The sequence below is a fragment of the Segniliparus rugosus ATCC BAA-974 genome (assembly GCF_000185725.2).
Taxonomy (GTDB): domain Bacteria; phylum Actinomycetota; class Actinomycetes; order Mycobacteriales; family Mycobacteriaceae; genus Segniliparus; species Segniliparus rugosus.
In genome coordinates this window covers 130,130-153,280 of sequence record NZ_KI391954.1, presented here as the reverse complement: position 1 = coordinate 153,280, position 23,151 = coordinate 130,130, and the positions used below count along the sequence as shown (strand labels likewise).

Here is a 23,151-nt window from a genome sequence, read left to right as displayed (position 1 = left end):
TCAGATTTCCTTTCTCTTTGCCTGGTGCGCGGCTGTCCTGCCGTGAGCCTTCGCGCCGTCGGCGCGGTCTTGCCGCGCGCTGGCGGCGACGAGCGCCGCGAACACCGCCGTGGAGAGCACGAGCAGGATCGCTTCGAGCGGTCCGGTGAGCGCGTGGCGCGGTTTCGCGATGTCGATGATGTGGGAGAGTCCGTGCAGAGCGCTCCAGATCGCCGACGTGGCCAATGCCGGAGTCCGCCACCTGGTTTGGAACACCGCTCTCACGAGCGCCGCTCCGAACGTTGTCGACGCGGCGGCGTAGTCGTGCACCAAGTGCTCGTTCGTCGCCCCGTAGTCGGCGACGGTCCGGCTGAACCCGTCCGCGTCGAACGCCGCCCACGCTCCTTGCAGTAGGAACTGCGCCGCGAGCAAGAGGAGCAAGAGCTTCCAGGTCTTCTCACGCATGATGTCCTCCCCGGTGCGCCCGCCACGCGGCTTCCGCGCTCGCCCCGGCGGCGCGCCCGCTGCTCGCAGCGCGGAGTCCATCGCCGCGAGCGCGACGCGAGTCCCCGGTTGCGTGACAGCGGCGATGAAACCCGCCGCTTCCATTCGCATGGCGGCTCCAGCGGGCTTGTGCTGGGTGTGGCGGGCCAATCGCTTCAGCTCGCGGACCACGACCGGGGACCGGGAGGCCAGCTCGGCGGCGACCGCCAAAGCTGTCCGCTCCAACTCCTCCGGCGGGACGACCCGGTCCACCAGTCCGGCCGCCAACGCCTCGCGCGGCGTCATCAGCCGTCCGGTCAAGAGCATCTCCAACGCTTTCGCCCTGCCCACGGTCCGAATCAATTGCTGCGTCCCGCCGCCGCCCGCAAGAATCCCCGCGACGCTTTCGGGCAGACCGATCGCGTAGTCGCCGTCTGCGGCGACCCGCGTGTCGCACGCCAAAGCGATCACGCAGCCCAGCGCCACCGCAGTGCCGTTGAGGGCCGCGATGACCGGCTTGTCCATCTCGGTGATCCGGCGCAACGCGCCGTACACCCTGGGAAGCAACATAGCGCCGCGCAGCGGGGTGCCCCTCAGGAGGCGATCCACAGGACGGAAGCCGCTGGCGAGGGAGGCCGCGGCGGCGACCGCGCGAGCGCTGCGGTACCCGAGCGGGGGCAGGAGGCGAACGGCTTCGAGCACATCCCGCACGTCCAGATGGGTGAGCGTGTCGGCCTGGCCGGTCAGCACGACCGCGCCGACCGAACGGTCGCGCGACAACCGCCGCATCAGCTCGGCGAACTCGATATTCGTCCGCTCGTCGAACAAATGATAGGGCGGATTGCCGAAGCGCACGACGAGCACGCGCCCGACGCGCTCGGTGGCGATCCGCTGGGAGGAGAAGGCCAAATGGTCCATGCCGCGACATTACATAAATTTTTGAAGTAAGTCAATAAATATTTGAAGTAACTAGTTTTGGAACATCCCCTCGCTGTTACACTGGCGGGATGAGCCGACGCAGTTACGAGCAGTTTTGCGGCCTCGCCCGCGCCCTGGACCTCATCGGAGAAAGGTGGACGCTGCTCATCGTCCGAGAGCTGGCCTCGGGCCCGAAGCGGTACACAGACCTCGCCACCTCGCTCGAAGGGGTCGGCAGCAGCCTGTTGGCCTCGCGGGTCAAACAGCTCGAAGCAGATGGCCTGGTCGTCCGCTCCCAGCTCCCTCCCCCCGCCGCCTCCGTCGTGTACGAGCTCACGGAATCCGGCTGGGCCCTCGCGCGGGCCATGGCCCCCCTCGCCCTGTGGGGCATGAGGAACCTGCTCGACGGCGGCCCTGGCGACCGCGAAGCCTACCGGGCGGAATGGGGCCTGGCCATGATCGCGCAGCTCATCGATCCCGACCAGCTCAGCGGAGTCGAAACCGTGTACGACTTCGACATCGAGGGGAGTTTCGCCAGGCTCCACATCCACGACGGCCGGGCCGAAGTCCTCCCCGGAAAACAGCCCGGCCCCGCCGATGCCGTCATCACCTCGACCATCGCAGCGCTCGCGTCAATCATCTCCGGAGCCGGAGCCCTCTCCGAGCTGCTCGCGAGCCGCGACATCGTCGTGGACGGAGACCCGGAGGCGGTCAGCGCCCTCGTGGGCTTGCTGCCGCTCGGGGCGGCGAGCTAGAACGCGCGGCCCAGACCGCTTTCCCAGTTCGCGGAATGACGGGAAGGCGCCGCCCTCGGCCCCAACTCATGCGCCGAAACCCTGGAATCGTCGGAATACCCGGCGTCGCGGCCGCAGCCCATGTACGCTACAGACGTTCCTGAGGAGCGCGTCGATTTCGAGGAAGCTGGTGCCATGAAAACTCTGACCGCCGCCCTGGCTATGGGCGCAACGCTGCTGTTCGGCTCCTACGCCCCGAGCGCGCCCGCCGACCCCGCCGCGCCGAGCCCCGGCAAGTTCTGCACGAAGGACCAAGAGGGCAAATCCGCCTCCGCCTCGGACGGCACCGCGCTGGTCTGCGCCAAAGACACAGACGGCCGAGCCCGCTGGACCAAGAAGTAGCGCTGGCGACAGCGCGGCACGGCGGGGCCAGCCCCCGCCCGGAGCGACCCCGCGCTTTCCGCCCGCGCTGTCGGCCTGACCGCCGCGCGGCTCGTCAGCTTGGCGGCCAGCTGCTGTAGCCGGTCGCGAGCAGCGTGATCATGCTCTTCGACTCGTTGGCAGACGGCCTGGAGGCCCAACGCGCGAAGCGGTCCACGCCGACGACCGCTCGTGTCAAAAGCGGGACGCCTTTCCGCAGTTTGTTCACGTCGGCCTCGACGGTCTTCGTCGATCCGAGGGCCAAGGCTCCCTGTCGGCCCAATCGCACAGCACTGGCCTCGGTCCGCGCCGGTCACGGGAGCGTCCACGCGCCCGTTCCGCTCGTCGCCGCCGCGAACCTCTCGGCCACGTCCGCCCAGTCGACCAGCGACCACAGGCGTTCGATGTAGTCGGGTTTGACATTGCGGTATTGCAGGTAGAACGCGTGCTCCCAGGCGTCGAACACCAATAGCGGGGAGCTGAGCAAGGCCGTGTTGTTGTGATGGTCGTGCACCTGGTGCACGACCAGCCGCCCGCCGAGCGCGTCCCAGGACAAGGCGCCCCACCCGGACCCCTGGACGGTCGACGAAGCCGCGCTCATCTCTGCGCGGAACCCGTCGAACGATCCGAAGAACTCGTCGATCGCCGCCGCGAGCTCCCCCTCGGGCCGGCCTCCCCCGTTCGGCGAGAGGTTCTGCCAGAACAGCGTGTGCAGCCCGTGGCCGGATAGATGGAACGCTAACGCCCGCTCCAGCCCTGGCAATGCGGCAAATTGTCGAGCGGCCCGCGCCTCCGCGAGACGCTCGATGGCTTCGTTGGCCCCTTTGACGTACGCGGCGTGGTGCTTGGCGTGGTGCAGCTCCATGATTTCCCCCGTGATCGCGGGGGCCAGGGAGCCGTAGTCGTAAGCGAGGTCGGGGAGGGTGTACATGCTGGTGGCCTCTCTGCCATACGGGAAACGAGCTGATTTCGTATCGCCAAAACTTTAATTTCGGTGATACGAAATCATAGCGCAAGCGCCGACCAGAGGCCATGGCTCGACAACCTTCTCCAGCACGAGGCGAAACTCGGTCAGCACCCCTTCGGTTGCACGGCGACATAGCTCCCGGCCCGGACGAGCGCTTTGGCCGCAGACGGCATGAGAGCCCGGCCGCCGGGGCGCGCCTCGACGGAGCTGATCAGGTCGTCGGCACCGCGATGCCGGACCATGCCGCCGGGCGAGGCGAGGTTTTTGCGCCAGTCGCGGCCCTGCCTCGGCCCGAGGTTGACGGAGAAGACCTCGTCGCGGGCGACAAGTGTGATGAGCGTGGCGTGCGCTTTCCCGCTCTTGCGTCCTTTGTGGCGGATCACGCCGAAGTGCGGAGCCACGAGGCGGAGCACCGGGTTCGCCGCCCGTTTCTCGAATTGCGCCACGACGCCGAGGAGCGGTACGCGCAGCGGGCTACCCGCGCGGCGGGCCGGGCGGGTCGGAGAACGCGGCGGGCCGGCTCAGACCCCGATGAGCTTGCGCAAGCCCCTGCCGATGCGCGAGGGCGCCTTCTGCTTGCGGGGCGCTCCGAAGATCTCCTCGTGGAGGTCGTCGGGCAACCCGCGCGTGCTCTTCCACAACGCCAGCGTGACCCGCCCGGAGACAAGCCCGACCTCGTGGAAATAGCGGGCCATCGGCTCGCACATGAACTGCGCGTTCTTCCGGTAGTTCGGGTTGAGCTGCGCCACGAGGGCGCCCCGGAGCGGGGAGATGCCCAACACGCGGCGGTAGATCTGCGGGTGGTACACGACCGGGATGACGATGGAGCAGCCGAACGCGATCATGAACCGGTGGAACGCCTTGGTGAAACGGTTCGCCTTTTGGTAGGTCCGCACCAGCTCCTCGCGGGCGAAGGTGATGTGCCGGGCCTCTTCGAGCACGTGGATCTTGAAAATCTGGCGCAGGTGCGGCTGCACGCTTTCGTCCAGGATCGCCTCGCGCTGCATCCGGTCGAGGACTTCCTCGACGAGCAGCGTCCCGCCCCAGGTGGTCGCACACGGGGGCAGCACGCTGGTGAAGAGGTTGATCAGCAGGTTCAGCGCTTTCGGGAGTTCGTACGGCTCGACGTCGAGCTTGTTGATCGCGCGGGAGAACATGGTGGAATGGCGGGCCTCGTCCCCGATCTCGGCGAGCGCGTACCGGACGCTGTCATTCGCCAGCCCGCCGGAGAGGACGTGGCGGAGCAGGAACGTGCTCAGCACGGCCTCCGCGAAGATGCCGAAGCTGAAAATGCTCGCCATCTCGTGCCGCGACACCTCGTGCCGCTGCTCGGCGGAGAGCTTGTCCCAGAGCCTGGTCCCGTACAGCGAGCTTCTGTGCTCGGGGACGAAGAGTTTGTCGTCCGCCAGCGGCTCGTCCCAGTCGATGTCCACCTCAGCGTCGTAGCTGCGCTCCACCGCCGAACGCAAGAGCCGCGCGGCCGTCTTCTCCCGGTCCCCGATCCTTTTCGCCCTGGTCTGCGATGCGCCCGTGGCCAGCATGGGCCGCTCGCGCTGTGTCTCGACTGTGCTTGTCATCGCGTTGCCTCCGTCGCTCCGGACTGTCTCTGCATGTGACAGCGAGTGGTGTGGAATACAACCCATTCTAGACATTCGAGCCGAAATGTAAAGCGGTCCGAGCGTCTCTCTTGGTGATCGCTATCACATTCTCGACAGCGGCCGCCCCATGCCGACCGGCCTGCGCATCGCGATCCGGGGGGCGACCGCGACGCCCGACCGCTCCTCCTCCGCCCAGAGCGCGCGCAGCCGCCTGCCCCACCGCTCCCTCGGGAACTCGGCGAACCCGCGCGCTCGGTACCACGGGCCGTTCCACGGCACGTCGCGGAACGTGGTGAGCGTGAGCGCGGGGAAGCCTTCGGCCGCCGCGACCTGCGCAGCCGCTCCGAGCAGCAACGTGCCGAGCCCGCGCCTGCCCAGCTCGGGGCGCACCGACAACTGTGCGATGTGCAGGTTCCCGTCCGCCTCTTCCGCCGCGACGAACCCCGCGAGCGGGTCGCCTGCCACCAGGATGGCTTCGCAGCGCTCCACGAGCTCGGACGGATCGTCCGGCGGCAGCGCGATTCCCGCCCGCGCGAACAGCTCGTCGGCGGCGCGGCTCGTCTCGACCAACGCGGCGAGATCGGCCGCGCGGTACGGGCGGATGTCGTGGGCCATCAGACGATCATGCCGGGCGCGCAGAAGAAGTCAAAGGCCGCCGCACGTGCGGCGGTCGGCCCTTCGGGATAGCCGCTGCCCGCGAGCGGACGGCCCGGCCAGCCGCCGGCGTAGGCGTAGGCCCCGACGTGCCCGGAGCGCGCGGTCGACTGGTCGAGCGTGGCTACCCCCCACCGACACGCTCCACCATCGTTCGGCAGGCACAGCGTTCGCCGCATGATCGCATGCGCATTGTGATGGGCGTCTCTTGTCAGAATACCGTCAGCACGCCGAAATATTCCCGGCTCAGCCGCGCGCTGCCCACCATGGTTCGCGCTTCTGGAGGAACGCGGTGATGCCTTCGCGGGCTTCCTCGGAGTGGAAGAGGCGCGCGGAGAGCGCGGCGAGGTCGGGCAACGCGGCGAACCGGTCTAACATGGATGCGTTCACCAGGCGCTTGGACTCGGCCAAGCCCTGCGGGGAGCTTTTCGCCAGCACCGCAGCGACCGCAGCGAGTTGCTCGGCGACATCGTCCGCCGCCGTGGTGATCAGGCCGATCCGCTGCGCCTCTGAGGAGCCGAAGGTTTCGCCGGTGAGGAAGTACCGGCTCGCCGAGCGCGAGTCCAACCGGGGCAGGACGGTGAGCGAGATGACCGCAGGGGCCACGCCGAGCCGCGCCTCGGGCAGGGCGAAGCTCGCGTTCGGACCCGCCACGGCGATGTCCGCAGCGGCCACCAGGCCCATCCCGCCGCCCCGGACATGCCCGTCGACTGCCGCGATGACCGGCTTGGGCATTTCCAGGATCTGTTGGAGCAACTGGCCGAGGCCGAGCGTCGCGAAGTCCGCGTTCTCGGCCGTCGCGGAAGCGAGGTCCGCGCCCGCGCAGAACGTCTTCCCCGCGTGGGCCAGCACGACGGCGCGCACGGCGGGGTCCTCCTCCGCCGCGCGCAGGGCCGCGCGCAGCTCATCGACCAACAGCGGCGAGAGCGCGTTGCGGTTGTGCGGCGAGTCCAGCGTCAGCGTCGCGAGGCCCGCCGAGGCCTCGATGTGGACGAGCGCCGCCATCAGTAGGACTTCGGGAGGCCGAGCGACGTGGTGGCGACGTAGTTGAGGATCATCTCGCGGCTGACCGGCGCGATGCGCATGATGCGGGCGTTGGCCAGCTGGGTGCCAAGGTCGTACTCCACGGTCAGCCCGTTGCCGCCGAGGGTCTGCACCGCCTGGTCGATCGCGCGCACGCTGGCCTCCGCCGCCGCGTACTTCGCCATGTTGGCCGCCTCGGCGGCTCCGAAGTCGTCGCCGCCGTCGTAGAGCACGGCTGCTTTCTGCATCATGAGCTTCGCGAGCTCCGTCTCGATCTTGATCTGCGCGAGCGGGTGGGAGATCGCCTGGTGCGCCCCGATCGGGGCCTTGAACACCGTGCGGGTCTTGGCGTAGTCCACGGCCCGGTCCAACGCGTAGCGCGCGCTGCCGACCCCGCCCGCGGCGGCCATGATCCGCTCCGGGTTCAGACCGGCGAACAGCTGCATGATGCCCCCGTCCGGGTCGCCGACCAGGGCTTCGGCGGGCAGGCGCATGTCGTCGAAGAAGAGCGAGAACTGGCGCTCGGGCAGGCGGACGGCCATATCGATGGGCTGGTACTCGAAGCCTGGGGTGTCGCGCGGGACGATGAACAGCGCGGGCTTGAGGTTGCCGGTCTTCGCGTCCTCGGTGCGCGCGACGATCAGCACGGCGTCGGCGACGTCCACCCCGGAGATGAACACTTTCCGCCCGGTCAGGAGCCAGTCCGACCCGTCGCGCTTGGCCGTGGTGGTGATCCGGTGCGAGTTGGACCCGGCGTCCGGCTCGGTGATCCCGAAAACAAGGATCTTCGAGCCGTCCCCGAGGCCGGGCAACCACTGCTGGCGCTGCTCGGGCGTGCCGAACCGGTTGATGATGTTGCCGCAGATCGCCGGGGAGACGACCATGAGCAGCAGGCCGCTGCCCTGCGCGTTCAGCTCCTCCGCGACGAGGGAGAGCTCGTACATGCCCGCTCCGCCGCCGCCGAACTCCTCGGGGATGTTCACGCCGAGGAAGCCGAGCTTGCCCGCTTCGCGCCACAGCTCCCAGGGGTATTCGCCGTCCTGGTAGCACTTCTCCATGTACTTCGGGCCGTATCCTGCGGCGAACTTGTTCACCGCGGCGCGCAGCTCCTGGCGTTCTTGCGATTCCGTTGTCATGAGACCTCCTGAGCCCTTCGCGCTTTGTTCTTTTCGTTCCTTCGTAAGCCGTCGCCCATCACGCGCCCGCCTCCTGCACCACCGCGAGCACCGCGCCCTGCTGCACCTGATCGCCCACCGCCACATCGAGCGCCACAAGCGTCCCGTCCGTCGGCGAATTGATGGTGTGCTGCATCTTCATCGCTTCGAGCCACAGGATCGTCTGCCCGGCGACGACCTGCTCGCCGACCTGCGCCCCGAGTTTGACGACCGAGCCCGGCATGGGGGCGACGAGCGAGCCTTCGGTGATCTGGTCCGCCGGGTCGACGAACCGGGGCCGCAGCCGCAGGGCCACCGGGCCGAGGGAGGAGTCCACGTCGAACGCCGAGGAGCCGGAGGGGTCTGCGTCTTGCCGCGAGACCGCGAAGCTCCTGCGCACGCCCGAGACCTCGAAGACCACTTCGTCGGGGGTGGCCGAGACGAGCGAGACGTCCGGGCGGTCGGCGCAGGAGAACCGGCCCCGGTCGAACCGGTACGCAGCGACCAGCTCTTCGCCGTGCGCCGTCTCGAACACCTTGCGCGCCTCCCCGGACGGGACGTTGCGCCATCCGTTGGGCAGGCCGGCGAGGATCGGGTCCGCTGCTTGATTGGCTTTGGCGTCCGCGACCGCGGCGGCGAGCGCCGAAAGGACGCGGGCCGCCTCGTCCGCGACCGGGGCCGCGAGCCGGTCGAGGCCGATCCGGTCGAGATAGGCGGTGTCGGTGCGCCCGGCGAGGAATTCCGGCTCGGCGAGGATGTTCGCCAACAGATCCCGGTTCGTCACCAGGCCGTGCACCCGGGCGCGGCGCAACGCGCCGCCCAGCGTCCGGGCCGCTTCGGCCCTGGTCGGGGCGTACGCGATGACCTTGGCGAGCATCGCGTCGTAATACGGGCTCACCTCGGAGCCGGACTCGAAGCCCGCGTCCAGGCGCAGCCCGCCGCCGGGGCGCGGGTTCTCGAACGCGACGCCGTCGATCTCGAACGCGCGCAAGCGCCCGGTCTGCGGGCGCCAATCGGCGGCGGGGTCCTCGGCGTACAGGCGCACCTCGATGGCGTGCCCCCGCGACGGGGGCGGCTCGGGGCCGAGCCGCTCGCCGTCCGCGACGCGCAATTGCAGCTCCACGAGGTCGAGCCCTGTCGTCGCCTCGGTGACCGGATGCTCGACCTGCAGGCGGGTGTTCATCTCCAAGAAGCGCACATCGCCCGTGTCCGAGACCAGGAACTCGACCGTCCCTGCCCCTTCGTAGTCGATGGCCTTCGCCGCCGCCTTGGCCGCCGCGAAGAGCCGGGCCCGCAGGTCCGGGCCGATCCGCTCGACCAGCGGGGCCGGAGCCTCCTCGACCACCTTCTGGTGGCGGCGCTGGATGGAGCATTCCCGCTCCCCCACCGCCCACACCGTGCCGTGGCGGTCGGCCATGATCTGGACTTCGATGTGGTGCGCGGTCTCGAGGTACGGCTCGCAGAACACCTCGCCGGAGCCGAACGCGGACAACGCCTCCGCCGAAGCCGCTTCGACGGCGGCGGGGAGATCGCCGGGCTCGCGCACGATCCGCATGCCGCGTCCGCCGCCGCCCGCGCTGGCCTTGACCAGCACCGGGAAGTCGCCCTCGGACACCTTGGCCGGGTCGAGGTTCGTGAAGACCGGCACGCCCGCTTCGGCCATGAGCTCCTTCGCCCTGACTTTCGAGCCCATCAGCTCGACCGCTTTGGGCGGCGGCCCGATCCACACGAGGCCCGCGTCCAGCACCGCCCGCGCGAAGTCCGCGTTCTCGGAGAGGAAGCCGTAGCCGGGGTGGATCGCGTCCGCGCCAGCCGCCTTCGCCGCGGCGATCACCAGATCGCCGCGCAGATAGGTCTCGGCGGGAGTGTTGCCGGGCAGCCGGACGGCGGCTTCGGCCTCGCGCACGTGCGGGCTCGCCGCGTCGGCTTCCGAGAACACCGCCACCGTTCCAAGGCCAAGACGGCGGCAGGTTGCGAAGACCCGGCGGGCGATCTCGCCCCGGTTCGCCACCAAGACAGACATTATCGGCATACTCGCGCTCACATCCTGACCATTTCGCATCGGCACAGCCCGTAGCCGCGAGCGCCTTCGACCAGCGCGCAGCGGTTCATTGGCTCCATAAACACGACCAACATCTTCTTCACCGGCACACCCGCGCTCACATCCTGACCATTTCGCATCGGCACAGCCCGTAGCCACGAGCGCCTTCGACCAGCGCGCCGCAGTTCATGAGCGCCACAAACACGACCAACATCTTCTTCACCGGCACACCCGCGCTCACATCCTGACCATTTCGCATCGGCACAGCCCGTAGCCGCGAGCGCCTTCGACCAGCGCGCAGCGGTTCATTGGCTCCATAAACACGACCAACATCTTCTTCATCGGCACACCCGCGCTCACATCCTGAAGATCCCGTAGCCGCGAGCGCCTTCGACCGGCGCGCCGTGGATGGCCGAGAGGCACAGGCCCAGCACTGTGCGGGTGTCGCGGGGGTCGATGACCCCGTCGTCGAAGAGCCGCCCGGACAGGAAGAGCGGCAAGGACTCGGCCTCGATCTGGGCCTCGATGGCCGCGCGGATCGCCTCGTCGGCGGCCTCGTCCACGATCTGGCCGCGCGCCTCCGCCGCGGCGCGGGAGACGATGGACACCACGCCCGCGAGCTGCGCCCCGCCCATGACCGCGCATTTCGCGCTCGGCCAGGCGAAGAGGAACCGGGGGTCGAACGCCCGCCCGCACATGCCGTAGTGCCCGGCCCCGTAGGAGGCTCCCATGAGCAGGGAGATGTGCGGGACCTTCGAGTTCGAGACGGCGTTGATCATCATCGAGCCGTGCTTGACGATGCCGCCCTGCTCGTACTGCTTGCCGACCATGTAGCCGGTGGTGTTGTGCAGGAACAACAGCGGGGTGTCGAACTGGTTCGCCAGCTGGATGAACTGCGTCGCCTTCTGCGACTCGGCGGAGAACAGCACGCCCCGCGCGTTGGCGAGGATCCCGACCGGGTAGCCGAAGACTCTGGCCCAGCCGGTGACGAGGCTGGAGCCGTAGTCGGGCTTGAACTCGTCGAAGTCGGAGTCGTCCGCGAACCGGGCGATCACCTCGCGAGGGTCGAACGGGGTTTTCAGGTCCGTCGGCACGACCCCGAGCAGCTCTTCCGCGTCGTAGCGGGGCGAGACGGGGGCGGTTTGGGGAGCGGGGCCCTGTTTGCGCCAGTTCAGCCGCGCCACGATGCGCCGTCCGATGCGCAGCGCGTCCAGCTCGTCCTGCGCGTAGTAGTCGGCGAGGCCGGAGACCTGGGCGTGCATCTGCGCGCCGCCGAGCTCCTCCTCGCCGGATTCCTCGCCGGTGGCCATCTTCACCAGCGGCGGCCCGCCGAGGAAGACTTTGGAGCGCTCTTTGATCATGACCACGTGGTCGCTCATCCCCGGCACGTACGCACCGCCGGCGGTGGAGTTGCCGAACACGAGGGCGATGGTGGGGATCCGCTCGGCGGAGAGCCGGGTGATGTCGCGGAACATGCGCCCGCCGGGGATGAAGACTTCTTTCTGGCTGGGCAGGTCCGCGCCGCCGGACTCGACCATGGAGATCAGCGGCATCCGGTTCTGCGCGGCGACCTCGTAGGCGCGGAAGCCCTTGCGCACCGTCCACGCGTTCGTGGTGCCGCCGCGCACGGTCGGGTCGTTGCCGCCGATGACGCACTCCACGCCTTCCACTCTGCCGATCCCGAACACGTAGGAGGCCCCGACCGGGTTGTCGGTGCCCCAGGCCGCGTACGGGCAGAGCTCGAGGAACGGGGTGTCCGGGTCGAGGATCGCCTCGATCCGCTCGCGGATCATGAGCTTGCCGCGTTTGCGGTGGCGGGCCACTTTCTCCGGGCCGCCGCCCGCGAGGGCCTTGGCCTGTTCGGCGGAGAGTTCGGCGAGCTTCTCCAGCATCGCCTCTGCGGACTCCTTGTACGCCGGGGACGCGGTGTCGAGCGCGGAGCGCAACCGTGTCATCAGGCCGTCCTCCTCCCGCGCTCGCGGGGCTCGTGGGAGGCTCCCCTCGTCTCTCGTCGTGCTCCGGTCATGCGGTGTATCCCAATCTTCTCGCTGCCAACGTCGTCAGAATTTCCGTGGTGCCGCCGCCGATGCCGAGGATGCGCATGTCCCGGTACTGGCGCTCGACCTCGCTCTCCGCCATGTAGCCGAGCCCGCCGAACAGCTGCACCGCCTGGTTCGCGACCCATTCCCCTGTCTCCACCGCGGTGTTCTTGGCGAAGCAGACCTGGGCGACGAGGTCGCGGTCCCCGGCGATTTCCCGCTCCACCACGTGCCGGGTGTAGACCCGCGCGACGTCGATCCGCCGCGCCATCTCGGCGAGGGTGTTCTGCACTCCTTGGCGGCTGATCAGCGGGCGGCCGAAGGTGTTGCGGTCCCGGCACCACTGCGCGGTGATGTCCAAGCAGCGCTGCGCGGAGGCGTACGCCTGGCCGGCGAGGTTCACCCGCTCGGAGACGAACGCGCTCGCGATCTGCGCGAACCCGCTGTTCTCCGCGCCCACCAGGTTCCGGGCGGGCACCCGGACGTCGACGTAGGACAGCTCGGCGGTGTCCGAGCAGCGCCAGCCGAGCTTGTCGAGCTTGCGGCTGACGGTGAACCCCGGAGTCTGCTTGTCCACGACGATCAGCGAGACGCCGCCCGCGCCCTCGCCGCCGGTGCGCGCGGCGGTCACCACGTAGTCGGCGCGGACCCCGGAGGTGATGTAGGTCTTCGCGCCGTTGATCACGTAGTGGTCCCCGTCCAGACGCGCGGAGGTGGTCAAATGCCCGACATCCGAGCCGCCGCCCGGCTCGGTGATCGCGAGCGAGCCGATCAGCTCGCCGGCGAGCGTGGGCCGCACGTACCGCTCGATGAGCCGCTCATCGCCCGACGCGGCCATATGCGGGACCGCGATGCCGCAGGTGAACAGGGAGGCGAAGAGCCCGCCGGGGGCCCCGGCCTCATGCAGCGCCTCGCAGGCGATGAGCGCGTCGGCGCTGTTCCCGCCCGCGCCGCCGACGGACTCGGGGAAGGGCAGGCCCAACAGGCCCAGCGCCCCCGCCTTGCGGTGCAGCTCCCTCGGCAGCTCGCCAGCCCGCTCCCATTCCGCGGCGTTCGGCAGGACTTCGCGCTCCGCGAATGCCCGCACCGTCTCGCGCAAGGCGAGGCGTTCGGGGGTGGTCCAGATGCTCATCGAGGCTCCTCCGTTCCGAGCAAGGAAGCCGGGATGTCCAGCTCGCGCGAGCGTAGCCATTCGCCGAGGCCTTTGGCTTGCGGGTCGAACCGGGCCTGTTCGGCGACCCCGCGCCCGAGGATGCCCTCGATGACGAAGTTGACCGCGCGCAGATTGGGGAGCACCGTCCGGCGCACGACGAGGCCGGCCGCCTCGGGCAGCAGCTCCACGAGCTTGTCCGAGGTGAGCTGCGCGACCAGCCAGGAGTACTGCTCGTCCGTGCGCGCCCAGAGCCCGATGTTCGCCGAGCCGCCCTTGTCGCCGCTGCGCGCCCCCGCGAGCGCGCCGAGCGGCGCGCGGCGGACGGCTCCGAGGTCCCCCGGACCTGCGACGGCGGGCTCTGGGACTTCGGCAAGCGCTTGGGTCTGCGGCGCGGGCGGAATCGGGACCGTGGAGCCGTCGGGCAGCACGGCCTCGTGCGCGAGGGCGCTCTGCGGGACGAACCCCGCCGTGAACACCCCGTACGGCGAGCCGTTCCCCGGCGGGGTGGTGAGCGCGAAGCCCGGATAGCTCGCCAACGCCAGCTCCACCGCCGCGCTGGAGAACTGCCTGCCCACCTTGTCCGGGTCCATATCACGCACCACGCACTGCAACAAGGCGCTGGCCTGCTGCTGGGTCGGCGCGTCCGGACGGTCGACGCGGGCGAGGTTCCACACCACCTCGGCAGGGCGTTTGACCAGGAGCGGTTCGAGCTGGCTCTGCGCCAACGCGGCCTTCGCCTCGACGTCCAGGCCGGTGAGGATGAACGTCATCTCGTTGCGGAAACCGCCGATGGTGTTGAGCGAGACCTTCAGATCCGGCGGAGGAGCCTCCCCGCGCACGCCCGAGACCAGGACCCGGTCGGGCCCGTCCTGGGACAGCGCCGCCGTGTCGAGCCGAGTGGTCACGTCCGGCCCGGCGTAGCGCGCGCCCTGGATCTCGTAGAGCAGCTGCGCGGTCACCGTCCCGACGCTCACCGCCCCGCCGGTCCCCGGGTGCTTGGTGATGACGCTGGAGCCGTCGGCGCGGATCTCCGCGATGGGGAAACCGGCGTGGCCGAGGTCCGCGATCTCCTGGAAGAAGGCGTAGTTCCCGCCGGTGACCTGGGTCCCGCATTCGATCAGATGTCCGGCGACCACCGCCCCGGCGAGCCGGTCGTAGTCGGTCCGCGACCAGCCGAAGCGCCACGCGGCGGGGCCGACCACCAGCGAGGCGTCGGTGATCCGCCCGGTCACCACCACGTCCGCGCCCGCGTCGAGCCCGGCCACGATCCCGAACGCGCCCAGGTAGGCGTTCGCCGCGGCGGGCGACCCGAAGCCGAGTTCGGCCGCCCTGTCCAGCAGGTCGTCGCCCTGGACGTGGGCGATCTTCGCGTCGAGACCGAGCCGTTCGGCGAGGTCGCGGAGCTTGGCGGCGAGCCCTGCCGGGTTGAGCCCGCCCGCGTTGACGACGATCTTCACCCCGCGCTCCAGCGCCAGCCCGAGCCCCTCCTCCATCTGGCGCAGGAAAGTCTTCGCGTAGCCCAGGCTCGGGTCTTTGAGCCGGTCGCGCCCGAGGATGAGCATGGTCAGCTCGGCCAAATAGTCGCCGGTGAGCACGTCAAGCTCGCCCCCGGTCAGCATCTCGCGCACGGCGGCGAACCGGTCGCCGTAGAAGCCGGAGGCGTTTCCGACCCGAAGGATGTCGTTGCTCATGCGGCCCTCCTCGATCCGGGCGGGCCCGCGAAGGCCTGCGCGATGGCGATCCAACGCCTCGCGTCCTCGCCCTCCGCGACCACGTCGAGCGTGGACGGCGGGCGGCGCTGGCAGACGAGGTAGCAAAAGTCCAGCGCGGGCGCGGCGACGCGCTGGCGCGCGTCCTGCGGGCCCCAAGCCCATAGTTCGCCGTCCGGCGCGGCAAGCTCCACCCGGAACTCCTCCTCGGGCGGGACGAGCCCGTTGACCAGGAAGGCGAAGTCGCGGGCGCGGACCCCGATATGCGCCACGTGCTTGAGCCTGCTCGTCGCGGGCCACGGCTCCCCCAGCGCGTCGGCCACGTCCAGACCGTGCGCCCACGTCTCCATGATCCGGGCGGTGGCCATCGACGCCGGGCTCATCGGCGGCCCGAACCAGGGCAGCTTCGCTTTTTCCGGCACGTCGAGCAGCCGCCGGGCGAGAGAAGCGCGGCCGTTGCGCCAGGACGCGAGCAGCTCGTCGTGCGGACGAGCGGCGCGCTCGGCGGCTCCGTCGTCCACCAGCGTGGCGGCCCGGTCCGCCTGCTCCGCGACCGCCCTCGCGAACCCCTCCGCGTCGGTGGCGCTCAGCAGGGCGATGTCGTCGGTCCAGGCCAAATGCCCGATCTGGTGCGCGACGGTCCACCCATCGGACGGCGTCGGGGCGCGCCATTGCCCGGCAGGCAGATCCGCGACCAGGCCGTCGACGGCCTCGCCCTCGGCGACGAGATCGGCGACGATCAAAGCGAGCTCGGCCAAGGCACCTCCATCGGCTGTTCGGGCGGATCCCCAAGGCTAACGGGGAATCACTTACAGGCTAACAGGGAATCACTTATCCACTTCCACTGGGGCATAACTTCGTTAGATACGCAGCTCAAAGGCGCCCTTCCCGCCGAAACGAGGCCAGGTCACATCGCATGGCGCAGCGCGCGCCGAGGTTGCGCTCCGCTCGCGTGCGGCGCTTTCGGGAAACGCCGCGCCGCCGCCTGCTCGAAATCGCGCGACACGCCATGCGGCAACACTAGTCCTCGCCGCCGACAACTGTGACCGAGCCCACCTGAAGTCGTCGGCGGGACGGCGCGGAATCCCTCTCGAACAGCTCCGATGCCTAGGACAGGCGGGCGGGGGCCAGCAGCGCGACGACGGCGGGCAGCGCCGCCTCGTCCGGGAAGTGCCCGCAGGGCAGGGTGGCGAAGCACGCGCCGGGGAGCGAATGGAGCCAGGACCGCATGTCCTCGGGCCGCACCACGACATCCTCCTCCGCCGCCGCGACGACGACTTCGACGTCCGAGAGTTCCGCGAACGACGGCGCGGACAACAGGTAGTCGCGCCCGGCGCGCAGATCGGCCCGGATCGCGGGCAGGTACAGCGAGCGGAAGAACGGGGAGGCCAGCGCCTGCTCCGGGACGCCGCCGAGGGAGCGGAGCCGGTCGGGCCAGCGCTCCTCGTCGTCGAGCTCTTCGGCGAGCCTGGCGATCTGGCGGGCGGGGGCCGAGGCGAACAGCACGAGCGAGAGCCGCTCGGGCGCGGCGCCCGAGCGCAGCAAAGCGCGGGCGGCTTCGAGGGCGACGTACCCGCCGAAGCTATGCCCGAAGAGTCGGATGTCCGAGCCCTCCGGAAGGAGCTGGGCGACGGCCGGGGCGGCCAGCTCCGCAAAGCCGCGCACGTCCTGCGGCGGGGTCCGCGCGGCTCGGCCCCGGCCCGGCGGGTCGATCGCGTGGAAGGACGTCTCTGGGGCGAGCGCGGCGAACGCCGAGGCGAGTGGGCGGAACGCCCGCCCGTCGGAACCGGCGGGCGGGAATGCGACCACCGCGCGAGCTTGCCCGGCGTGCTGCGAACGGAAGCCGACCGCGTGCGGTTCGGCGGACGTCGCCTCCGAGGGGCCGCTCACGTCCGGGCGGGCTCGGCGTGGGCGTGGGTGCGGGTGGCGACGACCGAGGCGGCCAGCTCGCCCCGCAGATACAGCTCGCGGGTCCGCGAGCGCTGCACCTTGCCGGATGAGGTCTTCGGCAGTTGGCCGGGGCTGAGGAGGACGATGTCCGCGAGGGCGAGCCGGGTGCGGTCGGAGACCGCGCGGCGGACCTGCTTGATCTTCTCGTCGCGCGCGGAGCCCCGACCGCCAGAGGCGGCGGACCCTCCCGTTCGGGCGGGGACCGGGCTCTCCTCGAGCGCGACCACGACCTGCTCGGTGGCCTCGCCGGGGACGGAGAACGCGACGACGTTGCCCTTGCGGACCCCGTCGACCTCCTCGACCGCCCATTCCACCTGCATCGGGTCGTAGTTGCGGCCGTTGACGACGAGGACGTCCTTCTTGCGCCCGGTCACGTAGAGCTCGCCGTCGAAGACGAAGCCCCGGTCCCCCGTCCGCAGCCAGCCGTCCGCGAGGAAAGCCGCCTCGGTCGCCTCGGGGTTGCCGAAGTATCCGGCGGCCACCGAGGGCCCCCGGAACTGCACGTCGCCGACCTGCCCTTCGGGAAGCTCCCGGTCCTCGTCGTCCACGACGCGCACCGCGTGCTCGCCGTCCAGGACCGAGCCGCAGCTGACGAACACCAGCGCGTCCTCGCCGGACGCGTCGGGCTCGACCGGCTCCACTCGGCCTCGTCCGTGGTACGCCGCGCCCGCGACCTCCAGCCTGCGGAACCGCTCGGTCGGGCTGCCGAAGGTGATCGCCAAAGTCGCCTCGGCCATCCCGTACGCGGGCATGACCGCCTCGGGGCGCACGCCGTGCGGGGCGAACCGCCCGACGAATCCGTCGAGCACGCCCGCGTTGATCGGCTCGGCCCCGCAGCCGAACACCCGCATGCTCGACAGGTCCCAGCCGCCCTCCGGCGGTTTGGCCTTCTTCGCGGTGAGCGCGTAGGCGAAGTTCGGCGCGAACGAGATCGTGCCTCGGCCTCGGGAGATCGCGTCGAGCCAGACCCCGGGGTCGCGCAGGAACGCGAGCGTCGGGAGGTAGGTCGCCGGAATGCCGAACAGGACGGGGCCGAGCACGTGGCCGATGAGCCCCATGTCGTGGTAGAGCGGCAGCCAGCTCACAAAGCGGTCCTCGTCGGTGCAGCGCATGGCGGTCGTGAACGATTTCGCGTTGGCCCACAGCGAGGCGTCGGTGACCACGACCCCTTTCGGCCTGCCGGTGCTCCCGCTGGTGAACTGGAGGAAGGCGGTCTGCTCGGGGGCGCGGGGCGCGGGCTCGGCCTGCGCGGTCCCCTCGGCGAGCGTTTCGGTGTGCAGGACGGCCTCCAGCAGCTCGGCGAAGCGCGGCCCAAAGCCCAGCGCCTGGTCCGCCCACTGCGGCGTGACGAGGCGGCGGGCTCCGCTGGTCTGCAGCACCGACCCGATGAACTCCACGTACGCGTCCAGCTTGCCGAGGCTCGCGGGCGGGTAGAGCGGGACGGGGACCGCGCCCGCCCACACGGCGGCGAGGAACGCGACGACGAACTCGCGGTTGTCCGGGACGACGAGCGCCACCGGGTCGCCGGGCCGCACGCCGCCGCGGGCGAGCTCGGCCGCGGCCGAGGCGACGGAGCCCAGCAGCTCGGCGAAGGAGACGGACGACTCGGAGCCGTCGTCGCCGACGAAGGCGAATCCCCGGTCTGAGGACGCGGCGTTCTCCTGCAAGGCTTCGACGAGGGAGCGGTGGGTTTCGTGGTTGGGCATGACGTTCCTCCTTGTCAGACGTTCGCCGGTTGGCCGAGGCGGTCCTGCGCCTCGGCCTGGCTCAGGTTTCGGTGCTCGCTGGCGAGGATCTCGACGGTCTGGTCGATCTGCTCGAAGCTGTGTTTCGCGGTGACGAAGAATCGCAGCCGCGCCGCCTCGTTGGGCACGGCCGGGTAGAGGATCGGGTCCACGTTCACCCCCGCCGCCCGCAGCCGGGCGGCGAGCTTGAGGCACCTGTCGGAGTCGCCGACCACGAAGGGGATGATCGGCGTGCCCTTGCTCCCCTCGGAGGAGAGGCCCTTGGCCGCGAACGCGGCGCGCATGTAGTCGGCGTTCGCGTGCAGGGACGCGACGCGCTCGGGCTCGGCTTCGAGGATTTCGACCGAGGCGAGGGACGCGGCTGCGGACGCGGGCGGCAGGCCGCAGCTGTAGATGAACCCTGGCAGGCTGTACTTGAGGTACTGGATCAGCTCGCGCGAACCGCCGATGTAGCCGCCGCAGCTGGAGAGCGACTTGGACATGGTGCCCATCCAGATGTCCACCCCGGAGCGGTCCACGTCGAAATGGTCGCCCACCCCGCCGCCGCGCGGGCCGAGCACGCCGATCGAGTGCGCCTCGTCCACCATGAGCATCGCGTCGTGGCGTTTGGCGACTTCGATGAACTTCGGCAGGTCCGCGATGTCGCCGTCCATGCTGTACGCGCCTTCGACCACCACCAGCGCCCGCCGATGGCGGCCCCGGAGGCTCGCGAGCAGCTCGTCCAGATGCGCGGGGTCGTTGTGGCGGAAGGGGCGGCGGACCGCCCCGGAGAGGCGGCAGCCCTGCATGATGCTGTCGTGGGCGAGCGCGTCGTGCAGGACGATGTCGCCCTCGCCGAGGATATGCCCGATGACGGTGACGTTCGTGGAGTGCCCGCCGACCAGGGTCAGCGCGTCCTCGACCTTGAGCAAGCGCGCGATAGCAGCCTCAAGGTCGCGGTGCACCGGTTTCTCCCCGGACAAGAGGCGCGACGCGGACACCGAGGCTCCGTACCGCGTGAGCGCCTCCTGCGCCCGCGCGATCACCCGCGCGTCCCCGGAGAGACCGAGGTAGTTGTAGCTGGAGTAATTGATCAGCGTCCGCCCGTCCATCTGGGTGGTGTCGTCAACGACGCGCTCGTGCAGGGTGAAGTAGGGGTTCCCGCCCTCGCCCGCCGCGAGGCCCCGCAGCCGCTCGGCGAGCGCCTGCCATTCGGGGAAGTCCGCGACCCCCCCGCTCGCGGGCGACCGGAGCAGCCGCCGAAGGCGCGGGGGCGGCTGGCGGTTCGGGCGCGGCTGTCGCGGGGGCCGCCGCCTGGCCGGCCGCCAGGGCGACGACTCGCGCCACGGTGAGCTCACGGGCTTCGAGGTCGTGCAGGCTCAGCTCCGGTCGCGATTTCTTCAAACTGTTGAACAGTTCGGCCAGCATGAGCGAGTCGAAGCCCAAGTCGCCGATGAGCGACTGCTCGGGCTTGAGGTTCGCCACGTCGTAGGAGCCCACCCGCGCGATCTCGGCGAGCGTCTGCGCGCCGTTCGCCGCAGCGGATGGCTCCGGTCGGACCAGAGCGGAACGCGCCTGTTCCTCAGGCTTCGGCTCCGGCCGGACGGGAGCCTTCTGGGCGAGGTCGGCTGTTCGGTCTGGGGAAGCCGCCTGGCCGCCCAGCATTTTCTCGAGCAACGCTGTCTGCTCGCGCCACAGCGCGACGATTTCTTGCACGAGGGGTCCTTCCTTCTGTTGGGGAGCTGACAAGGGGATGGCCGCCGCGGAGGGCGCCTGCGCGGCGGGCGCGGGGCGGCGCGTTGCGCCATCGGGCCCGCCGCGCCGCTGTTTGACCGGCCAAAGCGGCTTCGCCGGGGCCGGAGGGGCGGAGAGGAGCGCCCCGCTGGAATCCGTCGAACTCGCCAGGCTCACAGGGAAGCCGAGCGAGCGCAGTTGCGCCCGGAGGCGGTTGAGGACCCTGCCGTGGTCGGGCCCCGTGTCGCCGGTCGCCAAGAGCCGGTCCGGCTCCACGCCCGCAGCCCGCGCCAATTGCAGCAGCGCGCGCCCGGAGCCGATCTGGACGAACACCATGTCCTCCGGCTGTCCGCCGCCGCGAGCCCGGTCGAGCGCCTCGGCGAACCGGACGGGAGCGAGCGCGTGCCTGCGCCAGACGTCGCGGACGTCCTGGGCGTCGCGGTACGGGCGCGCGTCGATGCAGGAGACGAAAGCCGTCCTCGGGTCGGCGAGGCGCAAGGTTTCCACCCATGCCGCGATCTGGGCGTTGGCTCCCTCGATGAGCGGGCTGTGGAAGGCGTGCGAGACGTCGAGGGCCTTCACCGCGACGTCGGCTGCCGCGAGTTTCTCGGCGGCGGCGGCCAAACCCGCCGAGGAGCCGGACACCACCGTCTGGTCCGGGGCGTTGAGGTTGGCGACCCACGCCGAGGGCACGTCCGCGATGATCGAGCGCACGGTCGCCTCGTCGGCGCGGCACGCGATCATCCCTCCGGGAGGTATGTCCGCCTGGGCGATGGCCTCGCCTCGGCGGGCCGCGAAGGCGACCGCGGCCTCCGGGGCGAGCACCCCTGCCGCGACCGCCGCCGCGAACTCCCCGACGCTGTGCCCGAGCACGACGTCGGGGACGACGCCGACGCTGGCCAACAGCCCCGCCATGGCGAGCTGGGTGACGAGCAGCGCGGGCTGGCACCGGTCGGTCGAGGCGAGCGCGCGGGCCGTCTCGGGCGTCCGCTCCGCCGGGTACATGACGTCCAGCAGCCCCGGGCTCTCGGACGCGGCGGCGAGGCGGCGGACCGCCTGGTCCACATCCGGTTCGAGCGCGCGCAGCACGGCCAGCTCTCGCACGGTCTGGGAGCCCTGCCCGGCGAAGAGGAAGCAGAGCTTCGGCTTCGGCGCGCCGGGTTTGGCGGCGCGGTACCAGACGTCCTCGGAGATCTGCGCCGGGATCCGCCCGGCCGCGCTGGCCGGTTCGGCTGTGTTTGCCGAATCGAATTGGGCGAGCGCGACGCGCAGCCTCTCGTGCAGCTCCATGGTCGAGCCCGCGACGATCAAAAGCTCCACGCCCCGGTCCTCCCGCCGCACGAGCGTGTTCGCCACCCGGTCAAGGTCGAGGTCGGGGCTGGCGTCGATGTCCGCGAGCAACCTCCTGCAGCGGAATTCGATCTCGCCCGCGTTCGCCCCCCTGACCGGAATGACCCGGCTCGTGCACGGCCGGGCTGTTTGCTCCGGGCGCGCGGCCTCCAGCACCACATGCACGTTCGTGCCGCCGAAGCCGAACGCGCTCACTCCGGCCACATGCGGACGGTCCACCTCGGGCAGCGGCACGCTTTGCCGCGCGATGGCGAAGCCTCGCTCGCCGAGCCGCAGCGCCGACCGCTCGGCCCGCACGTTCGGCTGCGGCGGGACGACGCCATTGCGCAGCACCAGCGCGGCCTTGATCAGCCCGATCACTCCCGCTGCGGACATGGCGTGCCCGACGTTCGCCTTCGCGCTGCCCAGGTAGCGCGCCAACGCGCCCCGGTGGGGCAGGCTCGCGCTCAGCGACTCGACCTCCGCCGCGTCGCCCACCGACGTCGCGGTGCCGTGCGCCTCGATGTAGTCCACGTCCTGCGCGCGCACCCCCGAGTCGGCGAGGGCGAACTCGATGGCCGCGCGCTGCCCGGCGGCCTGCGGCTCCATCGGACCGGCGCCCGCCCCGTCGTTGTTGCACCCAACGCCGCGCAGCCACGCGTGCACCTCGCCCTGCTCGGGGAGGAACGCCTCCTTGGTCAGCACCACCGCGCCGACCCCCTCGCCGAGGACGAAGCCGTCGGCGTTCTCGTCGAACGGGGCGCACACCCCGGATTTGGACACCGCGCCGATCTTCGAGAACAGGACGAGCGAATCCGGCAAGAGGTTCACATGCACGCCCGCGACGATGGCGACCTCGCATTGCCCGGCGCGCAACGCGAGCACCGCGTTGTGCAGCGCGACGAGCGAGGAGGCGCAGGCCGCGTCGACGGCCATGGACGGCCCGCGCAGGTTGAAGCTCCGGCTGATCGTCGCGGCGGCCATGTTCAGAAGGAAGCCCGGCATAGTGAACGCCCGCGCGGGAGGCACCGACGACGTGAGCGCCCGAAGGTCGTCCTGGGCTTTCGCGCCGAACGCGCCCGAGCCGAGCTGGACCCCGCGCAGCGGCGCGGTGATCAGCTCGCGGAAGTCCGAGGTGGAGACCCCGACGTACACGCCGACCGGACGGCCCGCGAGGCTGCGCTCGTCGAAGCCGGCGTCTTCGAGGGCTTCGCGGACCGTCGTGAGCAAAAGCCGGTGCTGCGGGTCCATCACCTCCGCCTGGCGGGGCGAGATGCCGAAGCGGAGCGGGTCGAAGCGCTCGATGTCGCTCATCGCGGCCATGACGTCCGTGTACGCGGTGTTCGGGGCCTTCCCGTCCGGGTCGAAGAACAGGGCGTGGTCCCATCGCTGCGGCGGGATTTGGCCGAAAGCCGTCTCCTCGGCCAAGAGCATGCGCCAAAACGACTTCACGTCGGGGGCTCCAGGGACTTGGCAGGCCATGCCGACCAGTGCCAGCCGTTCCGATGGTTGCGCGCCGTCCATGCGTTCCGCTTCCCTTCT

20 protein-coding genes are annotated in these 23,151 nt (G+C 70.5%); 2 read left to right on the top strand and 18 right to left on the bottom strand.

Annotated elements, in window-relative coordinates; all coding sequences use genetic code 11:
• A complete protein-coding gene (locus tag HMPREF9336_RS17560; protein ID WP_021030505.1) occupies positions 1-1,380 on the bottom strand; it encodes an enoyl-CoA hydratase/isomerase family protein in 1,380 nt (459 codons plus the stop codon).
• Positions 1,381-1,469: 89 nt separating this feature from the next.
• On the opposite strand from HMPREF9336_RS17560, the gene HMPREF9336_RS10660 reads away from it, so the two are divergent.
• Together HMPREF9336_RS10660 and HMPREF9336_RS10655 are read left to right on the top strand one after the other, a co-directional pair.
• A complete protein-coding gene (locus HMPREF9336_RS10660) occupies positions 1,470-2,135 on the top strand; it encodes a winged helix-turn-helix transcriptional regulator (RefSeq protein ID WP_007466849.1) in 666 nt (221 codons plus the stop codon).
• 174 nt (positions 2,136-2,309) lie between these two features.
• Complete coding sequence (locus HMPREF9336_RS10655; RefSeq protein ID WP_021030504.1) at positions 2,310-2,516, top strand: hypothetical protein; 207 nt, start codon at positions 2,310-2,312, stop codon at positions 2,514-2,516.
• A 94-nt stretch (positions 2,517-2,610) separates the two neighbouring features.
• On the opposite strand, the gene HMPREF9336_RS10650 is transcribed toward HMPREF9336_RS10655, so the two are convergent.
• The 17 genes from HMPREF9336_RS10650 to HMPREF9336_RS10580 all read right to left on the bottom strand — a co-directional run bounded on the left by HMPREF9336_RS10650 (position 2,611) and on the right by HMPREF9336_RS10580 (position 23,133).
• On the bottom strand, positions 2,611-2,823 hold the full coding sequence (locus tag HMPREF9336_RS10650; protein ID WP_021030503.1) for a hypothetical protein: 213 nt from the start codon (positions 2,821-2,823) through the stop codon (positions 2,611-2,613).
• Positions 2,824-2,847: 24 nt separating this feature from the next.
• Positions 2,848-3,465: a superoxide dismutase gene (locus tag HMPREF9336_RS10645; protein WP_007466843.1), complete on the bottom strand. Its 618-nt coding sequence runs from the start codon at positions 3,463-3,465 to the stop codon at positions 2,848-2,850.
• Between the two features lie 140 nt (positions 3,466-3,605).
• On the bottom strand, positions 3,606-3,947 hold the full coding sequence (locus HMPREF9336_RS10640; RefSeq protein ID WP_007466841.1) for a PNPOx family protein: 342 nt from the start codon (positions 3,945-3,947) through the stop codon (positions 3,606-3,608).
• Between the two features lie 75 nt (positions 3,948-4,022).
• The gene (locus tag HMPREF9336_RS10635; RefSeq protein ID WP_021030502.1) at positions 4,023-5,078 is read right to left on the bottom strand and encodes an AurF N-oxygenase family protein; all 1,056 of its coding nucleotides are present in this window, start codon (positions 5,076-5,078) and stop codon (positions 4,023-4,025) included.
• A gap of 123 nt (positions 5,079-5,201) precedes the next feature.
• Positions 5,202-5,714: a GNAT family N-acetyltransferase gene (locus HMPREF9336_RS10630; RefSeq protein ID WP_007466838.1), complete on the bottom strand. Its 513-nt coding sequence runs from the start codon at positions 5,712-5,714 to the stop codon at positions 5,202-5,204.
• A gap of 285 nt (positions 5,715-5,999) precedes the next feature.
• Complete coding sequence (locus HMPREF9336_RS10625; protein ID WP_007466835.1) at positions 6,000-6,758, bottom strand: enoyl-CoA hydratase family protein; 759 nt, start codon at positions 6,756-6,758, stop codon at positions 6,000-6,002.
• Positions 6,758-7,912, bottom strand: a complete 1,155-nt coding sequence (locus HMPREF9336_RS10620) for an acyl-CoA dehydrogenase family protein (RefSeq protein ID WP_007466833.1) — start codon at positions 7,910-7,912, stop codon at positions 6,758-6,760. The genes HMPREF9336_RS10625 and HMPREF9336_RS10620 overlap by 1 nt, the downstream gene beginning before the upstream one ends.
• A gap of 58 nt (positions 7,913-7,970) precedes the next feature.
• On the bottom strand, positions 7,971-9,962 hold the full coding sequence (locus HMPREF9336_RS10615) for an acetyl/propionyl/methylcrotonyl-CoA carboxylase subunit alpha (protein WP_021030501.1): 1,992 nt from the start codon (positions 9,960-9,962) through the stop codon (positions 7,971-7,973).
• A gap of 127 nt (positions 9,963-10,089) precedes the next feature.
• Positions 10,090-10,212 (bottom strand): hypothetical protein, encoded by a 123-nt coding sequence (locus HMPREF9336_RS19185; protein WP_280110258.1) that lies wholly within the window; start codon positions 10,210-10,212, stop codon positions 10,090-10,092.
• Between the two features lie 115 nt (positions 10,213-10,327).
• Positions 10,328-11,926: an acyl-CoA carboxylase subunit beta gene (locus tag HMPREF9336_RS10610; RefSeq protein WP_007466828.1), complete on the bottom strand. Its 1,599-nt coding sequence runs from the start codon at positions 11,924-11,926 to the stop codon at positions 10,328-10,330.
• Positions 11,927-11,993: 67 nt separating this feature from the next.
• Positions 11,994-13,142 carry an acyl-CoA dehydrogenase family protein gene (locus HMPREF9336_RS10605; RefSeq protein WP_007466826.1) on the bottom strand — a complete coding sequence of 383 codons (1,149 nt, stop codon included), beginning with the start codon at positions 13,140-13,142 and terminating at the stop codon, positions 11,994-11,996.
• Positions 13,139-14,854 (bottom strand): acyclic terpene utilization AtuA family protein, encoded by a 1,716-nt coding sequence (locus tag HMPREF9336_RS10600; protein ID WP_007466824.1) that lies wholly within the window; start codon positions 14,852-14,854, stop codon positions 13,139-13,141. Before HMPREF9336_RS10600 ends, HMPREF9336_RS10605 begins: the two co-directional genes overlap by 4 nt.
• Positions 14,851-15,630: a TIGR03084 family metal-binding protein gene (locus HMPREF9336_RS10595; RefSeq protein ID WP_007466822.1), complete on the bottom strand. Its 780-nt coding sequence runs from the start codon at positions 15,628-15,630 to the stop codon at positions 14,851-14,853. Before HMPREF9336_RS10595 ends, HMPREF9336_RS10600 begins: the two co-directional genes overlap by 4 nt.
• A 349-nt stretch (positions 15,631-15,979) precedes the next feature.
• Positions 15,980-16,762, bottom strand: a complete 783-nt coding sequence (locus HMPREF9336_RS17555; protein WP_021030500.1) for a thioesterase II family protein — start codon at positions 16,760-16,762, stop codon at positions 15,980-15,982.
• Positions 16,759-18,528 (bottom strand): fatty acyl-AMP ligase, encoded by a 1,770-nt coding sequence (locus tag HMPREF9336_RS10585; protein ID WP_007466818.1) that lies wholly within the window; start codon positions 18,526-18,528, stop codon positions 16,759-16,761. Before HMPREF9336_RS10585 ends, HMPREF9336_RS17555 begins: the two co-directional genes overlap by 4 nt.
• A 14-nt stretch (positions 18,529-18,542) precedes the next feature.
• On the bottom strand, positions 18,543-19,658 hold the full coding sequence (locus HMPREF9336_RS19020; protein WP_007466816.1) for an aminotransferase class I/II-fold pyridoxal phosphate-dependent enzyme: 1,116 nt from the start codon (positions 19,656-19,658) through the stop codon (positions 18,543-18,545).
• Between the two features lie 13 nt (positions 19,659-19,671).
• Positions 19,672-23,133 (bottom strand): type I polyketide synthase, encoded by a 3,462-nt coding sequence (locus HMPREF9336_RS10580; protein WP_021030499.1) that lies wholly within the window; start codon positions 23,131-23,133, stop codon positions 19,672-19,674.
• Between the last annotated feature and the right edge of the window lie 18 nt (positions 23,134-23,151).

What these genes read in the sequence shown, in the direction of transcription:
- HMPREF9336_RS17560 (WP_021030505.1), bottom strand. Translation starts at nt 1,380, where the DNA reads ATGGACCATTTGGCCTTCTCCTCCCAGCGGATCGCCACCGAGCGCGTC.
- HMPREF9336_RS10660 (WP_007466849.1), top strand. Translation starts at nt 1,470, where the DNA reads ATGAGCCGACGCAGTTACGAGCAGTTTTGCGGCCTCGCCCGCGCCCTG.
- HMPREF9336_RS10655 (WP_021030504.1), top strand. Translation starts at nt 2,310, where the DNA reads ATGAAAACTCTGACCGCCGCCCTGGCTATGGGCGCAACGCTGCTGTTC.
- HMPREF9336_RS10645 (WP_007466843.1), bottom strand. Translation starts at nt 3,465, where the DNA reads ATGTACACCCTCCCCGACCTCGCTTACGACTACGGCTCCCTGGCCCCC.
- HMPREF9336_RS10635 (WP_021030502.1), bottom strand. Translation starts at nt 5,078, where the DNA reads ATGACAAGCACAGTCGAGACACAGCGCGAGCGGCCCATGCTGGCCACG.
- HMPREF9336_RS10630 (WP_007466838.1), bottom strand. Translation starts at nt 5,714, where the DNA reads ATGGCCCACGACATCCGCCCGTACCGCGCGGCCGATCTCGCCGCGTTG.
- HMPREF9336_RS10625 (WP_007466835.1), bottom strand. Translation starts at nt 6,758, where the DNA reads ATGGCGGCGCTCGTCCACATCGAGGCCTCGGCGGGCCTCGCGACGCTG.
- HMPREF9336_RS10620 (WP_007466833.1), bottom strand. Translation starts at nt 7,912, where the DNA reads ATGACAACGGAATCGCAAGAACGCCAGGAGCTGCGCGCCGCGGTGAAC.
- HMPREF9336_RS10615 (WP_021030501.1), bottom strand. Translation starts at nt 9,962, where the DNA reads ATGCCGATAATGTCTGTCTTGGTGGCGAACCGGGGCGAGATCGCCCGC.
- HMPREF9336_RS10610 (WP_007466828.1), bottom strand. Translation starts at nt 11,926, where the DNA reads ATGACACGGTTGCGCTCCGCGCTCGACACCGCGTCCCCGGCGTACAAG.
- HMPREF9336_RS10605 (WP_007466826.1), bottom strand. Translation starts at nt 13,142, where the DNA reads ATGAGCATCTGGACCACCCCCGAACGCCTCGCCTTGCGCGAGACGGTG.
- HMPREF9336_RS10600 (WP_007466824.1), bottom strand. Translation starts at nt 14,854, where the DNA reads ATGAGCAACGACATCCTTCGGGTCGGAAACGCCTCCGGCTTCTACGGC.
- HMPREF9336_RS10585 (WP_007466818.1), bottom strand. Translation starts at nt 18,528, where the DNA reads ATGCCCAACCACGAAACCCACCGCTCCCTCGTCGAAGCCTTGCAGGAG.
- HMPREF9336_RS19020 (WP_007466816.1), bottom strand. Translation starts at nt 19,658, where the DNA reads ATGGACGGGCGGACGCTGATCAATTACTCCAGCTACAACTACCTCGGT.
- HMPREF9336_RS10580 (WP_021030499.1), bottom strand. Translation starts at nt 23,133, where the DNA reads ATGGACGGCGCGCAACCATCGGAACGGCTGGCACTGGTCGGCATGGCC.